General features: G+C 44.4%; 11 protein-coding genes. 7 read left to right on the plus strand and 4 right to left on the minus strand.

All coding sequences use genetic code 11. From position 1 onward, the window contains the following. Nucleotides 1–737: 737 nt before the first annotated feature. The 3 genes from ACTWP7_RS16210 (at nt 738) to ACTWP7_RS16220 (ending at nt 3,383) form a co-directional block, all read left to right on the plus strand. Nucleotides 738–1,592: a hypothetical protein gene (locus ACTWP7_RS16210; RefSeq protein ID WP_443124090.1), complete on the plus strand. Its 855-nt coding sequence runs from the start codon at nt 738–740 to the stop codon at nt 1,590–1,592. Between the two features lie 54 nt (nt 1,593–1,646). After that, entirely contained in the window at nt 1,647–2,774 is a 1,128-nt protein-coding gene (locus ACTWP7_RS16215) for a toxic anion resistance protein (protein ID WP_443124091.1), read from the plus strand. A 147-nt stretch (nt 2,775–2,921) separates the two neighbouring features. Continuing rightward, nucleotides 2,922–3,383, plus strand: a complete 462-nt coding sequence (locus ACTWP7_RS16220; protein WP_443124092.1) for a hypothetical protein — start codon at nt 2,922–2,924, stop codon at nt 3,381–3,383. 62 nt (nt 3,384–3,445) lie between these two features. Here ACTWP7_RS16220 and ACTWP7_RS16225 read toward each other — a convergent pair whose 3' ends face one another. Then, complete coding sequence (locus tag ACTWP7_RS16225) at nt 3,446–5,581, minus strand: DNA topoisomerase 3 (RefSeq protein WP_443124093.1); 2,136 nt, start codon at nt 5,579–5,581, stop codon at nt 3,446–3,448. Between the two features lie 207 nt (nt 5,582–5,788). Then, entirely contained in the window at nt 5,789–6,973 is a 1,185-nt protein-coding gene (locus ACTWP7_RS16230; protein ID WP_443124094.1) for an alanyl-tRNA editing protein, read from the minus strand. A 415-nt stretch (nt 6,974–7,388) separates the two neighbouring features. On the opposite strand from ACTWP7_RS16230, the gene ACTWP7_RS16235 reads away from it, so the two are divergent. After that, nucleotides 7,389–7,766, plus strand: a complete 378-nt coding sequence (locus ACTWP7_RS16235) for a DUF2512 family protein (RefSeq protein WP_443124095.1) — start codon at nt 7,389–7,391, stop codon at nt 7,764–7,766. Between the two features lie 263 nt (nt 7,767–8,029). On the opposite strand, the gene ACTWP7_RS16240 is transcribed toward ACTWP7_RS16235, so the two are convergent. Further along, entirely contained in the window at nt 8,030–9,481 is a 1,452-nt protein-coding gene (locus tag ACTWP7_RS16240) for a circularly permuted type 2 ATP-grasp protein (RefSeq protein WP_443124096.1), read from the minus strand. 354 nt (nt 9,482–9,835) lie between these two features. On the opposite strand from ACTWP7_RS16240, the gene ACTWP7_RS16245 reads away from it, so the two are divergent. After that, nucleotides 9,836–10,321 carry a YjzC family protein gene (locus ACTWP7_RS16245; protein WP_443124097.1) on the plus strand — a complete coding sequence of 162 codons (486 nt, stop codon included), beginning with the start codon at nt 9,836–9,838 and terminating at the stop codon, nt 10,319–10,321. A gap of 204 nt (nt 10,322–10,525) precedes the next feature. Here ACTWP7_RS16245 and ACTWP7_RS16250 read toward each other — a convergent pair whose 3' ends face one another. Beyond that, nucleotides 10,526–12,112, minus strand: coding sequence for an L-lactate permease (locus ACTWP7_RS16250; RefSeq protein WP_014642657.1), 1,587 nt, complete (start codon nt 12,110–12,112; stop codon nt 10,526–10,528). A gap of 483 nt (nt 12,113–12,595) precedes the next feature. On the opposite strand from ACTWP7_RS16250, the gene mqo reads away from it, so the two are divergent. Together mqo and ACTWP7_RS16260 are read left to right on the plus strand one after the other, a co-directional pair. Next, on the plus strand, nt 12,596–14,149 hold the full coding sequence (gene mqo, locus ACTWP7_RS16255; protein WP_443124098.1) for a malate dehydrogenase (quinone): 1,554 nt from the start codon (nt 12,596–12,598) through the stop codon (nt 14,147–14,149). Nucleotides 14,150–14,422: 273 nt separating this feature from the next. Next, nucleotides 14,423–15,544, plus strand: a complete 1,122-nt coding sequence (locus tag ACTWP7_RS16260) for a GGDEF domain-containing protein (RefSeq protein ID WP_443124099.1) — start codon at nt 14,423–14,425, stop codon at nt 15,542–15,544. The last annotated feature ends 20 nt before the right edge of the window (nt 15,545–15,564 follow it).

The following is a 15,564-nucleotide window of genomic DNA, read 5'->3' on the forward strand; positions in this document are numbered from 1 at the left end:
CCTGGCTGCTTAATGCTTGTATTATTAGTTTACTGGATCTTTGTTAGCACCAGTAGAATCATTATTATCACCGTCATCTTTTTGTTCGGACGCGCTTGTGGTAGACGCTACTTCATCCTCTGCAGAATCCGTCAGCTCCTCTTTAGCTTCCTTAACTTTATCGCCGACATCTTTTAATTCTTCTCCTGTATCTTTAGCTGTAGAAACAATATCCTGCGATTCTTCTTTTCACCACTTTGATATTTTTTAAAGCTTCGCGGTGTGAATGTCCAAACAGAAATCGCCTTTTCGTTAGTCGAATTGATGTACCGGTGAGGTCGCATTTTTTATATCTCAACCTCTAGCGTATTCAATCTAATTTTTTCATAATACTATAGTTTGTTGAACCCTTCAATAAACTATAGTATGTAATAGAGTGCGTCATGTATTCGTACCATTGTTAACAAAAGTTGATCTTGCTTGAGATTAAAGAGCGTGATATTGCATATAAAATAGACCTTGCTACTTTTCAGCAAGATCCTCGTTTTGGAAAATGATCTTATCCCCCCCACTATATAATGAAATAAAAGAGTGTGGGCTACGATTTATAAGTACAGTGATGAAAATAGTCCCCTCCTTTTTCCGGCGGATCGTACATAGCTATTTCTTAATATTAACCCCCGTTTTGTGGTATTCTTAAAGTATAATGGAAATATTTTGTCGAGGAAAAGGAAGGACTCAAAAGGGGCTGACGAAGCATGGACAACTTCTATTCTTCTACGCTTGAGAATTTGGAAAAAACATTCATGCCGTATCTATCGGAATACCAGCGCTATATCGACTTTCACACTATGAGAGAAATGAAGCAGGTCAGCAAAGGGAAATTCCCTGTTTATTTCGATTTGGATCTAAAAGAACTGGTAGAGATGGACAAAAGATATATTTTGGATGTGTTATGGAATGGGGTCTTTTTCACCGTCATCATCCCTAAAAAATCCAATATGTTCAGAGGAACCATCGAGGTGTACGGTAAACCCCCGACCATGCTGCTTGGCCGGTTTGAAGTGGAAGAAGAAAGGACTATTTTCCCTACGTTTTTTAAAGAAGAATTCACAAGAAGAAAAGGTCTCGGAGACACGCTGCGTGACTTCTCGCAAGTATTGTACACGTATTTAGATTCCTACGTGGAAAAAAGGGAAACATCCGGGGAAGAAACCACTTCGGAGCATCCCGGAGAAGCGATCCTCGAAGGCTGGGAATTCCCATTCCTCGAGAATCACCCTGATCTTCAAAAGGAATGGGCATCCCTAAAGAAGCGGACCGTGAATCAATTCAAACGAATGGAAGAACTCGAAATCGAAGAGCAATATTCCCTGGAAACGATGATGGACAAGGACGTTCCCGACTTTATCGAGTCGTTCCAGCGATTGTCGGATGAGAATAAGGAAAACCGGAAAGATGAACTGCTTGATACGATGTACGATTTGCGTAAGTTCATTGAAACGCTAGAACAAAAAGAGGAAGAAAGTCATGCGCAGAATTTTGCCAGAAGCAAGGGAATCATTGCATCCAAGTACAACAAGGAAGACGAAAGCTTCTTCTCGCGCAAGTAAAGAGACGTTCTGTTATTCCCGGAAACCAACAAATGGCAGATAGGTGGTATGAATATGAGTGAAAAATCGTTCCATAGAGATAAAGAAGCTGAAATGAACCAGCAGGATCTGAGAGAAGCGATGACGCTTGTTGACAAAGAAGATATCGACCGCTTGAACGAAGAGGCCGAAGCGTACGCGGAAAGGTTCCATTCTTCCAGAGACGACTCCCTTTCCGACGTGATGAGAGAGCTCGGGGACCTCGGAGAAAAGGAACAGCGTGTTGCCGGGGAAACGATGGAAACACTAAAGCGCCCGGTAAACGATCTGATGACAAAAGGCAATAATGACATTCCCCAATCGCTGAGTGAACTCGAGGCGATCGTGTCTGACCTTGATCCGAAGCGCACCGAAGGCAACGGAGTACAGCGATTCTTTTACAAACTAAGCAAAAAACAGCCCATCGACCGCTACATGCAGAAGTACGAATCGGTCGACTCGAAGATCGATACGGTGGTGCGCAGTCTGCTTTCGGGGAAAGACCGTCTGGAAGAAGACAGCGTCGAATTGCAGCTGATCAAGGAAAACGCCCAGAAGCGTATTTATGATCTGGACAAGCAGATTTATCTTGGGAAGAAGCTATTTGAGCTTTTGAAAGAAAAAGAAACGACGGGTGAATACGACTTGGCGCTGCTTACCGAAGGAAAAGAGAAAATCATTACCCGTACGAGAAATATGACACAGATGAAGAGTGTATTGCATCAGAGCATTTCCTCTGTGGACATTATTAAGAAAAACAATGAAAAGCTGAAGGAATCGATTCGCAATGCGGTTACGCTGACGAAAAACATTATTACCGTCTCCGCTTCGATTCAGCTGGCTTTAAATAATCAGCGAAAAGTAATCGATACAGTGAATGGTGTGAATAAAGCCACCGAGAATATGCTGCTCTCGAACTCTAGAAATCTGAAAGAAAATGCAGAAGAAACCACACAGATGATGGAGAATCCTGCGATCAGCATGGAAGCTCTTCAGGAGTCTTTCGATAACGTATTCGAAGCGCTTAAAACGACCGAGCAATCATCCGAGCGGATCATCGCTTCGAGTGAACAGTTTATTGAAGAGATGGATGCGTTAAACGAAAACGTCCGGAAAAGATTATCCCAGACCGGGAGTCAAAGACAAAGAGCGCTTCGCGAGTGAAGCGCTCTTTTGTATGGGGCGATTTGTGCGATACGAGAGGCTGTGCAGAGCTTATTCCAGCTGTCCTTTTTTATCCGTCGGTTCAGCCAGAAGTTTAAAACCTTAAAAAATACATAAAACTCATGCAGCTCCAAATACTACCATGAGGTGGTAAAATTGACGTTTATTATTCTTACAGGTTTTGTTCTTCCCTGGCTCACAGGGACTTATTTGTATAGAAAAGCTCCCAAGATCTTTTATACAACCGCACCTATGACCGCTTTAATTGCCGTCGTTTTCAACCAGGCCGGCATTCATCTAGGTTTATGGAAAGTTCATCCGATGCCCGGAGTCATGCTGTTAGACTCCATCTTCCTGGATTTAGGTATTTTCACCATCGCAGGAGCCTGGTTCACTTATTACTATGTCTATAAGAACATAAAACCGATCTTGGTCTATAGTTTATTCATAGGTGGGATGGCCGGTTTAGAAGGGTTCGCCCTTCTAACCGAAACCTTATCCTACGATGAAGAATGGAATTTCTTCTACACCTTCCTTATGTATGTGGGAGGCTTTTTAGTCATTGGCAGGATTTCAAAAGTATTAAAGAAACTTCATGTTTTCCCCTAATGTCTTTTTGCATTCACACTACGGGGCGAAAAGGATATTCTCCGTCCACCCCGATAGGTTTCTCATGATTTCTTCCCAAAATCAAATTTAATCTTATACTCTTCATCCAGCGTTAAAGCCGTACTGAACGGTTTCTTGCCTTTAAATCCTTTCAGCACCCGCGTTTTCTTCTTCTCACACAGCGTCTTAATCATGTTTGCGGAGAGGGATTTTCCAGCCAGCCGCTTCGGAAAGCTCACTTTACAGCCGTTTTTATAATTCGAACAGGCATAAAACTTATACCGGTCGATAATCTCGCCGCTATCACACGCTGGGCATTTGGCAACCGCCGTATTCCATTGTTTCTTCTCGCCTGTGCTGCGCACGTTCACTTGCTGGATCGATTCAGGCGTTTCCTGAATGAGCTTTTCAATAAACTGACTCGTCTGCTTAATAAACATCTGCTTCGAACCATCGCCATTGCCGATTTTCTTTAAATACGACTCCCACTTGGCTGTCATGGCAGGGCTCGATAGCAGCGTTCCTTCAATCGCTTCACACAGCATAATCCCTTTATCGGTAATCGCTACATTGTTTTTCTTCACTTCAATATAGTTCTGCGTTTTTATCGTTTCAATAATACTCGAACGCGTGGCTTCGGTTCCGAGGCCTTCCACTTCCTTTAAGATCTCCACGTCTTCCTCATCATCCACGAGCTTTCCGCACGTTTTCATCATGTTGATGAGCTGACCTTCGGTATAAGGTTTCGGTGGCTGGGTCATGCTTTCTTTAATATGCAGGCGGGCCCCTACATCTTCCCCCTGCTGCACCTCCGGCAGAAGGGGGTCTTTATCCTGTTTGGCTTTGGAAGGTTTCGGAAACAGCTCTTTCCAGCCCTGCTTCACTTCTCTCCTGCCCGTTGATTTAAAAGGCAGATCGTTGACGTGGGTCATAATCGTCGTCTCTTCATATACATAATCTCCGTGGAACATCGCCAAAGTTGTCGCGAGCACTTCATGGTAAATGTTGTGCTCGTCCCGGCTCAGTCCGCTCAATTTCTTCTCGGTAGGTACGGTTTTCGTCGGAATGATCGCATAGTGCTCCTGGACTTTGCTGTTGTTCACATACCGTTTGTTCGGTTTTAATGATGCCGGGGTAAACGATACGTTCATCGCTCCCTGATAGGCATCCAGCTTGTTCACTAAATAGTTGAACTCACTATTGGTGATATAGTTACAGTCCGTTCGCGGATAGGAGACCAGCCCTTTTTCATAAAGCTTCTGCATCGTCTTTAATGTGTGGGACGGTGTGTATTTCCAGCGCCGGTTCGCGACACTCTGCAGGGTGGACAGGGAATGCAGCTTCGGTGACTTCTGGTACTTGGTCTTCTTGTCGACACTTTGAATCGTTCCCTGAAGATCCTCATTTTCCTTCAGCCCATGCTGATCCATCAGTGCCTGCACCTTGGCTTTATCCTTTTCCTTAATCTTCGCTAATCCTTTGTACGAGCCTTTTTCCGCCTGAAACAGTCCCTCGATTTGATAAAAAGGTTCCGATACGAAGTTTTCGATTTCCTTATGGCGCTGGTAAATCAAATAAACGGTCGGTGACTGCACGCGTCCAATCGACAGGTGCTGGTTAAACCCTTTTTTCTGCAGCAATAGCGTGAACAGGCGGCTCGCGTTAATACCTACCATCCAGTCGCTGATCTGCCGCGCTTTTGCTTCGTCAAACATCCGCAGGTCCTTATCGTTGCTCTGCAGGTTCTGAAACCCTTTCCGCACTTCATCTTTCTCAAGAGAGTTGATCCATAACCGCTGAATCGGTTTTCCTTTGACACCGGTTAAACGAAGGATGCTGTAAAAGATATTGGAACCTTCGCGGTCAACATCGGCCGCATTCACGATTACATCCGCCTGCTGGAATAAATTTTTCACGGCCTGGAACTGCTCCCATTTTCCTTTTGAGACTTTTTCATAAAATCGATCCGGAACGATCGGCAGCTGATCGAGCTTCCATTTCTTCCATTCCGGCTTATAGTCGTGAGGTTCTTTGAGTTCCACCAGATGGCCCACGCCCCATGTAATCGTCGCTCCGTTTGGGAAAGTGGCATCGGGTTTTAATCGTATATAGGTTTTGGATTTTTCCTGTGTGGTGAAGGCCGCGGCGTAGGCTTTCGCCTGCGACGGCTTTTCAGCTAAAATGACCACGTTCGTCATGGTCTCCTCTCCTTTCTGTAAACCACGAGAGGCATAAGCGCTTCCTGGCTTTGTTTCGATCTTTATCACGTATACGCCCCTATCCAGGAACGTATGTTCTAAATTGATTATACTACAAAACGATTCCACAGGGAAAATGTTTCCGTTATTCGCATAAAAAACTTCTTCTACCACACTGTAATTCAGGCGGGAGAAGAAGCTTTCCTGTCAAATTAATTCTTTTACTCGATTCGAGAAATCCGTACCGTCCATCAGCTTTTTGCCGCCACCCTGGACAAAATGCGGCTTTCCGCCTCCTTTTCCGTCAATTAGAGGCATCGCCTGTTTAGCGATATCGTTCATATTGCGATCAATCGCAGCCCCGTGTGCAAGAACGAATTGCAGCTGCTCTTCCTGTTCGCTGACAAGGATGAGATACGTATCGGAAGCTTCTTCAATCATCGTTTTTCCAAGCGACTGGAGCGACTTAATCGGGCGGTCCTTGAAGACGCGCTGGATCACCGGCTCTCCTTTGGTTTCTGAAATAATGTGGCGCGCTTCATAATGAAGAAGCTGTTCCTCAAGCTCTGTAATCCGCTTATCCTTCTCCTTGCCTACCTGAATCATCTCGCTCACTTCCTCGACAAGCCGCTCCTCCGGTCTTGGGACCAGTTGTTTCATGTCGGTCAAAATCCGGTGTTTCTGATCAAGCTTCTCAAGCACCCGTGAGCCGCAGACAAACTCGAGCCGTACCTGCTTCTTACTTTTCGTCCAGCCTAGGAATTTCACCGCTATCACTTCTCCCGTGGACGCGATATGGGTTCCACCGCACCCGTTGTAATCCACGTATGGAATGATCACGAGGCGCACATCCCCCTCGACAGCCAGCGGTTTCCGCAGCGGGTATTCGATCGCTTCATCGGCCGTCATCCACCTGGCTTCTACAGGAATATTCCGGCGTATAATGTTATTCACCTGCTCCTCGGCTTTTTGCAAAAGTTCTTCCGAAAGATGAGTCGTATCTAAATCAATCGTCACCGTATCGCTTCCTAGGTGGAAACTCGTCGTCGGAATGCCGTAATGATCATCAAACACAGCGGATATGATATGCTGTCCGCTATGCTGCTGCATATGATCGATACGCCGCTTGGGATCGACGCTTCCGTGCACGTCTTCCCCAATTTGCGGAAATTCCTCCTCTATGTAATGCCGTACTTCACCTTCTACTTCTTCCACATCGATTACTTTGATGGAATTCAATGTGCCCGTATCGTGCGGCTGTCCGCCGCCGGTAGGGTAAAACGCTGTGGCTTCCAGTACTACGTACGGTCCGCGTTCGTCCTGATCTGTTTTGGTTACCGAAGAGTCGAATTCCAACTGATAAGGATCTTCGTAGTAAAGCTTTCTTGTCATCGTCTATTCCCCCTGGGTGGCTCGTAGTTGCATCATCACAGTTCCCTATTCTTACAAAAGTACCATTACGATGTTCTGCTGCCTGTCATTAGTCTTAGATTTTACCATACTATATTCCTCCTTCACAGGAAACCACATCTCAAATATCCAGCGATTCAACCTCCCTGAATTTCAGCTGAACAATCAGGCGCATTTTGATAAACCTCTCCACTACGGAACAAAAAAAGCTCGTTATCCAATATTATTCAAATATAATAACAGGAACACTGACGGATTATTACGATCACCTATAAGCCAAATAATTATTATAAAAATCCTTAATTACCACTTTTTAACTATTTAATAAAAGTTTACCAGTATAATGAATCGGCTATAGAACTATATCACACTAACATGATTAAGGAGGTTCATAGTAATGCAATATGGTAAAGCTTTACTAGTTAAAGGCGTTCTAACGCTCATTGGTCTTTATCTCGTCCTCGGAGTCGGATACGAAGCTTCTTTTGGTGGAGTATTATTAGTTACGTTAGTCCTCGGTGCGCTTTCCTATCTATCCGGTGATATGTATATCCTTCCAAAAACCAATAATATAACCGCTACGGCAGCGGATCTTGGTTTAACATTCCTGATTGTATGGGCAGCCAGCAGCTGGTTCTTATCTCTTAATGGACCAGCTGCTCTTGCAGCGCTATTCTCAGCCGTAGCTCTTGCCATTGCAGAATACGGCTTTCACATCTTTTTAATTTCTCATGTTTTACCGAAAAATAATCACTTACGTACCTTTGTACATTAATAGAGATGAAAAACTCGCAGTTCCTACCTTTCCACAGCATGAATTACGAATTTTTTCGCTCAAAAAAAGCTTCCTTTAACAAGGAAGCTCCAGCCTGTAGAGACTTCCTGTTTTTTCTCTACAGGCTACCTTTATGCCGATCAGGGGAACACATTGCCGCTATTATATATCACCTTTTAGTACTTTAACCGTTTAATTCTTTCTCTGACGTGTAAACCCGCTTAAAAAGAGGTCTAGTCAACGAATAAGAACCTGCCCTTCTGCTAACCATCGTCCTTTCCTTCTTCTTGGGTTATTATCCAAATATCCTTAAATCCGCCACCCTGAGAAGAGTTCACCACAAGGTTATCTTCCTTCAAAGCCACTCGGGAAAGTCCTCCAGGAAGAACATTGGTTTCCTTCCCCTTCATCGCAAAGATTCTTAAATCTATATGACGAGGGCGGAATTCTCCATCCTGAAAAGCCGGAGCCCGTGACAATTCAATGGTAGGCTGGGCAATATATTCATTTGGATTTCCCAGAATTTTTTGCCGAAACGTCGTTAATTCTTCTTCAGAGGCATTTGGGCCAATCATCATATCGTCTCCGCCGGAAGACCCTACATTTTTAATCACAAGTTTCTCAAGATTCTTTAACACATAATCTCTTTGCTCTGAATCTCTTAAAAAATAAGTGGTTACATTCTTAAGAATCGGCTCTTCATTCAGGTAATAGCGAATCATCTCCGGCACGTAAGCATAAATCGCCTTATCATCTGCTGCCCCAATACCCACTCCATTTAAAATGGTCACATTCCCTTGGTGGTAAGCCCTCATAAGACCGGGTACCCCCACTTCAGAATCTGATCGAAAGGCTTTCGGGTCCAGGTCTTCATCATCAATTCTTCGATAAATAATATCGACACGCTCAAGCCCGCTGGTTGTTTCCTTATAGACGATGTCATTCTCGACGACAAGGTCACTTCCTTCAACTAATTCAATCCCCAGCTGCTTTGCAAGAAATAAGTGCTCATAATAAGCAGAGTTATATATGCCTGTCGTTAATAACACCGCCTGAGGCGAAGATGAAGCATTATCCGGTGCATAGCTGAACAGAGCCTTTTCCAACTCTTTAAACTGATTTTCCAAAGGGAGCACACGATAGTGCTCAAACAGTTCTGGATACACTTTTCTGATTACCTGCCGATTTTGATAAACATACGAGATACCGGAAGGATTGCGCAGATTATCTTCCAATACTCGGTATTCACCGTTTTCATCCCGTATAAGATCAATTCCCGCTAGAAATAGAGGATGAATAAGCGGCAGGTCCATCTCTTTAACCTGCTCTTCATTATAGTAGACGCTGTTTTCGATTAGCTCTTTCGGCACAACTTCTTCCTTAATAATCTTTCTTTCACCATAAATATCTTCTAGAAAGTGACTTAACGCCTCTACTCTCTGTTTTATTCCTTCCTCGATCTCTTTCCACTTCTTTTCTGGAATGATGATAGGAACAAAATCAAATGGAGGGGTCTGTTCGGTATCATCCTCATCTGGATTAAAAGTAATGCCCTGCTTTAAAAAGTGTAACCGGGCTTTTTCATGTTTTTTTCGCAATTCTTCTGCAGAAGCCACTGAGATTGTCTCGTTAAAAGCTTTGTAGTGGTCCTTGGGGTTTCCTGACCGATCCATCATTTCGTCGAAGAAACTATCTGCTTGATAGTTGATTAACATGTGACTCCCTCCTTTTTCAGATTCTATGAAACTTTACCCATATAACAAAGTTTACACACAAAAAATGTAAAAAAAGCCTGTATTTTCTTATTACCAGAGAGGGTATAGGGTTAAATTACTATTTTATGAGTATATTCATATGATAATTTCCTCTTCGTTGAGAAGTCTTTTACTACGAAGAGTGCGCGTCTCCAAGCAAGTCGGTCCACCGGAACATTACCTAACGGACCTTATAAAATAGAAAATGAATAACACTTAAGTTATATTAAAAAAATATTACAAGTGGAAAACTGGTTTAACACTCATCCAAATAGTGGTAAATATTTTATATACTATTCTAGGAGGTTGATGAAAATGGCTAAGAACAATAACCAAAACCAAAATCAATCGATGACTACGGAAGAAGCAGGTCGTAAAGGCGGAGAGAAAACAAGCCGTAAATACGATCAAGAACACTTCGAGAACATTGGTAAAAAAGGCGGCGAAAAAACGTCTCAAAACCATGATCAGGAATTCTATGAAAACATTGGCCAAAAAGGCGGCGAAACGACCAGCCAGGAATACAGCAAGGAACATTTTGAGGAAATCGGTCAGAAAGGCGGCCGTAACTCAGGAAATGGTTCTACTACTACTTCCACAAATAATACGTCAAACAATAATACGTCAAACAAACAATTTAAAACTGGCGAAAAAGCTCCAGAATCCGGTAACTATAAAGTAGATAAACTCGTAAACGGAAATAAAAGCGATAATAATAAGGAAATCAGCCTGAGTGAAGGCGACCAATTCCCACCTTCTCCTTCAGAAAATGAAGCAGCTTACTGGGTGAAATCTTCCTAAAACTCAATAATACCCGGCCTTTTGTATTTAAATACAAAAGGCCGGGTATTATTTATTGCAATGTAATATTAGGGTCTATGAAACTTCCAATTAACTATCAATAGAATCCAGTAGAGTCTAGTCTAATCATGGCTTATTCGTTTTATTATTTTGTTTTTCAGCCCAACTCCATGTTCCCAGTATTCTAGCTATTGCTCTTTCTTTTTACAAAATCCCCATTAAAATAAATCCGCCGATGCCGACAAGCACCCCATAAAGTAAAGCAGGTCCCAGGGTTTTTCGGATGACGTTTCCTTCTTCCCCTTCCATACCTGCGACAGCGCTTGCCGCGACCACATTATGGACACAGATCATGTTCCCCGCTCCAGCACCTACGAGCTGTGCGGCGAGCACCACTTTAAGGTTCGCATCTGTAGCCTCCGCTATATTGTACTGAATCGGTGAGAAAGTAAGGGTTGAAACCGTGGCACTTCCCGTTATAAAGGAGCCCAGTTCCCCGAGAAACGGTGCGGCGAAAATCCACATTGGCCCAAAAGCAGCCGCCATTCCCTCAGCAATATAACTTGGCATGCTCATTAAATCATTCATATTCATCCCGGAATTACTGAACACATGCACCATAGCAAGCGTTGCCGATAATGTAACCGCGGTTATTTTCATCGTGGACAGCGATTGCTTGGCCGCCCGCCCGAAATGGTTAAACGATTTTCGCTGCACAAGCAGGGCTAATAGGGCTGCGACGACCAGCACCGTTCCAGGCGAGTATAATACGGCCCAGCTCGACGCAATTCCGTCCACGCCTAAAATGTTCGACCACGATAAATCGATAGCCGTCTGTGTAAATTCCTTAAACCACGGAACAATACGTGTAAGTAACAGCAGAGCCACGACAATAATGTAAGGAAACCATGCCCGGATCAATCCCATCTCGGATTTTTCTTCATTATCCTTGAAATCCTCCTGTTTAGCATCTGTCCATACAGTGGATGGAAGAAGCCATCCCTTTCTGGCTGTTATAGCTGCGACCACGAGCCCGGTCAAGGACCCCAGAATCGCTACAAATTCCGGTCCAAACAAAGTGGCATACACAAGAGCTGAAACATTATACGTGATCCCAATGAGCAGCGTCCACGGGATCATCACGAGGGCATCTTTTATTCCCTTCCCTTTTCCGAAAAACAAGGTCAGCACAACGACTAAAATAAATGGAATAAATGTGCCCGCGAATAAATCAATCAGGGTGACGGTTACGCCAACCTCCTTGAAAAAAGCAGTACCCGCATCGGGCAAAGTGCTGAGTCCGACCAGTACCGGCGTTCCCACCGCCCCAAAGGCCACGGCCGTACTATCCGCAATTAGGGCTGTCGCCACCGCTGCCAGCGGCCTGAAGCCAAGGGCAAGCATTAACGGAGCCGTCACCATGGCCGGTGCACCGAATCCTGCCGCTCCCTCAATTAATGACCCGAATAAAAAAGCGACAAAAATAAGCTGAACCCTCATGTCCTGGGAAATACTCTGAAATCCCTGATTAATACGGGTTACCGCTCCGGTATTACGAAGGGTGTTCAATAACACAAGCGCTCCAAATAATATTAATAAGATCGTCAGCGTTTTATGTACGCCCTGCAGGATGGAAGAAGCAATCACCTGGCCTTCCATTCCCCATACAGTCATCGCTAAAATAATTACCACTACAGCACTGATGGACATCCCTTTGATCGCTGGCATACGCAATAAAACCAGCAACAGAAAGGGAACAATCACAGCACTTAGTGCCACCACCATCAACATTTGATCTCCTCCTCTTTCCTTACATTGATTTTCTTATTCCTTAAACGAACTTTGATTGTCAATAGTTGATACGGTCATCTGATGACCATATTACTCATGGTAACCGCTTACAATGATGTTTTCAATAGGAAGTTATCACCGATTCCACAATTTTCACAAAATATCGATCTCTTTCCCTATTTTCGGTCCTCCCCATGAAACCCTAAAAGAATGAGCTATACAGCTTTTTATTGAAAGCGATTTCTACCCGTGCTAAAATAAGGATTATAAAGTCATCTGATGACCTTACCTATGTTGGTGACACAAGAATCCATGCTGCCTTTCTATAGGAGCGAATGGATCAAGGTATACGCTGCTTTTAGCAAGGTACATAGAGGCAACCATGATGCTGCGCCGGATATGTATAAAAAAGGAAAAGGCATCGCGCCCGCCCAACAATAACGGTAAGATACAAGCGGATGATCATCGGGATCAACATAACGAATGGACGATAACGCCCGATACAGCTACAGGCTGTTTAACCATAAGAGGAGGAATAACATGAATCATAACCACACAACGAGTGACGTGATCCTGATCGGTGCAGGTGTCGTGAGCGCGACACTGGCCACGCTTCTGCACAAATTAGAGCCGGAATGGCGCATCACCCTGTTCGAGAAGCTCGACTCCGCCGGACAGGAAAGTTCCAATGAATGGAATAACGCTGGAACCGGACACGCCGCTCTCTGTGAACTAAACTATACCCCTGAACAGCCGGACGGCTCCCTGGACATTAGCAAGGCCGTGAAAATTAATGAACAATTCCAGGTTTCCAGACAACTCTGGGCCCACCTGGTCGAGCAAGGCAACCTTCAGAGTCCTGAAGAATTTATCCGTCCCTTGCCTCACATAAGCTTTGTGTACGGAAAAGATCATGTCGAATTTTTGACGAAGCGGGTTGAAGCCCTGAAAGATCACCCTCAGTTTCAGGGGATGGAGTTTTCCATAGACCCCGAACAAATTAAAAAGTGGATTCCTTTAATGATGGAAGGCCGTTCCACTGAAGAGCCGATCGCGGCAACGAAATTCGACCATGGCACAGATGTTAATTTTGGAGAGCTGACCCGCCAAATGCTGAAACATTTAGACCAGCAGGACAATATAGAGATCCGTTACAATCATTCCGTCGATGATATTCAACAAAGAGAAGACGGAGCATGGGAAGTTAAGGTACGAAACCTTAAAGAAGAAACCATCGAAGAGCATACCTCTTCCTTCGCCTTTATCGGTGCAGGTGGCGGCGCCCTGCCATTGCTGCAAAAAACAGGCATTCCGGAAAGTAAACGCATCGGTGGATTTCCGATCAGCGGTGAATTCCTCGTCTGTGACAACCCGGAAGTCGTGAAGCAGCACCATTCCAAAGTATATGGAAAAGAACCGGCCGGCACTCCGCCGATGACGGTTCCGCACCTGGACCGACGCCATATTGAAGGAAAAGACACGCTGTTGTACGGACCGTTCGCCGGGTTTACCCCTAAATTCTTGAAAACCGGATCGATGATGGATCTGTTCGGTTCGGTGAAGCCGACGAATGTGATCACGATGCTCGCAGCCGGCGCAAAAAACACCTCCCTGATCAAATATTTGGCAATGCAGCTGAAGATGTCTAAAAAGGATCGAATGGAAGAGCTGCGGAATTTTGTTCCGAATGCATCCAATGAAGACTGGGACCTGCTCGTAGCCGGACAGCGCGTTCAATTGATTGAGGATACAGAAGAAGGCGGCCGCGGTGCTCTCCAGTTCGGTACCAAATTGATTCACGCAGAAGACCGTACCATGGCTGCTCTTCTTGGCGAATCACCAGGGGCATCGGTTTCCGTTTCGATTATGCTCGAGGTCTTACACAAGTGCTTCCCAGAGTATCGTGAGTCCTGGGATCCGAAGCTGAAAGAAATCATCCCTTCCTACGGCGAGTCCCTGGAAGATAACCCTGAGCTGCTGAAGCGGGTTCATGATTCTACCTCACGCACCCTTGGTTTGCTGGAGCCTGTAAAATAAACGAAGTTACTCCTTATAACAACAGAATGACGAAACAAAGAAGCATCGATGCGCTAAATGACGCATCGATGCTTTCTTTATTTTGGGGGCTTAAATTGATCATATAGGAGCCACATTTTATAAAAGCGTCTTTCCGTGCAGATAAAATGAAAAAAAGTCTATCTTCCCATTTAAACTCCTTGTAAATTGGGTATATAATACCTATACAAACATTTAACATAGGCTATAACTCACATACAGAAATAAACCATTATTCACAGGGGAGAACCTTAAATGATCCTGAAAGAACTGATTTCCAATTTAGCTATCCTAGTGGCCATCTTATTTGTATATACCCAGTTAACCAATTCTTCCCCACTGAGACGAACTTCCTCCAGACGGCAGAAAATCACGGCCGGCGTCCTCGCAGGTATATTGAGTAACGTTCTGATGCTGTACAGCATACCTATGGACAGTGTCATCATCGATTTACGGCACATTCCAGTGGTCTTAATGTCCTATTACGGCGGCAGCATTCCTTCTCTCATCACTATGATGCTGATCGTGATGGGCCGATTTTTATTCGGGTTCACGACCCAGGCGGTACTGGCCATCATTTTTATTGGCGGGACGACGTGCCTAACGCTTGTCATTACAAAATTCAAATTATCGAAAATGAAGAAGGTTTTCCTGGCCCTGACCATGTCCAATCTCATCTTCACCATCTTGTTAACCTTTCTTTCACTTCAAATGGATACATTGATTTCGCTGGTTCTTTCCTATTGGAGCATATCGTATCTCGCCGGCTTTCTATCTTTCTATGTGGTTGAATATGTACGCAGAAATCAGAAAATCTTAAACAAATATAAATTCGAATCCGTTACTGACGGGCTAACGGGGCTTAACAACGTACGCAAATTTGATCAAATCTTTAATGAAGTCTGCACCGAGGCACAGAACAGAGACGAAAAGATTTCTTTACTGTATATTGATATCGACCACTTTAAGACAGTGAACGATACTTACGGTCACGTCGAAGGGGATCAAGTCCTGGTTGAATTAAGCCATATTCTAACCAGCACCGCCCGCTCCTTCGATTACATCAGCCGGAATGGCGGCGAAGAATTCACCGTGATTCTCCTCGACTGCCCTGCCCAGCGTGCAGAAGAAATCAGTGAACGGATCCGGAAAAAGGTTCAAAATCATGCCTTTCGATTGGCTACAGGTGAGTCTATTTCTATTACCGTGTCCGTTGGTATTGCCTGTTATGACGAAACAACCAACACGCCGCAATTACTCATTGAAGAAGCCGATCAGGCACTTTATGAAGCAAAACAATCCGGCAGAAATCAGGTCTGTCTATCCCCTACGTTCGCGGGTGAGCATGTGAAAAGCAGTCCGGAAGTCTATTCTTAGACGAACCGGACTGCTTTTTT

It is taken from the genome of Halobacillus sp. B29, assembly GCF_052246755.1.
Taxonomy (GTDB): domain Bacteria; phylum Bacillota; class Bacilli; order Bacillales; family Halobacillaceae; genus Halobacillus; species Halobacillus halophilus.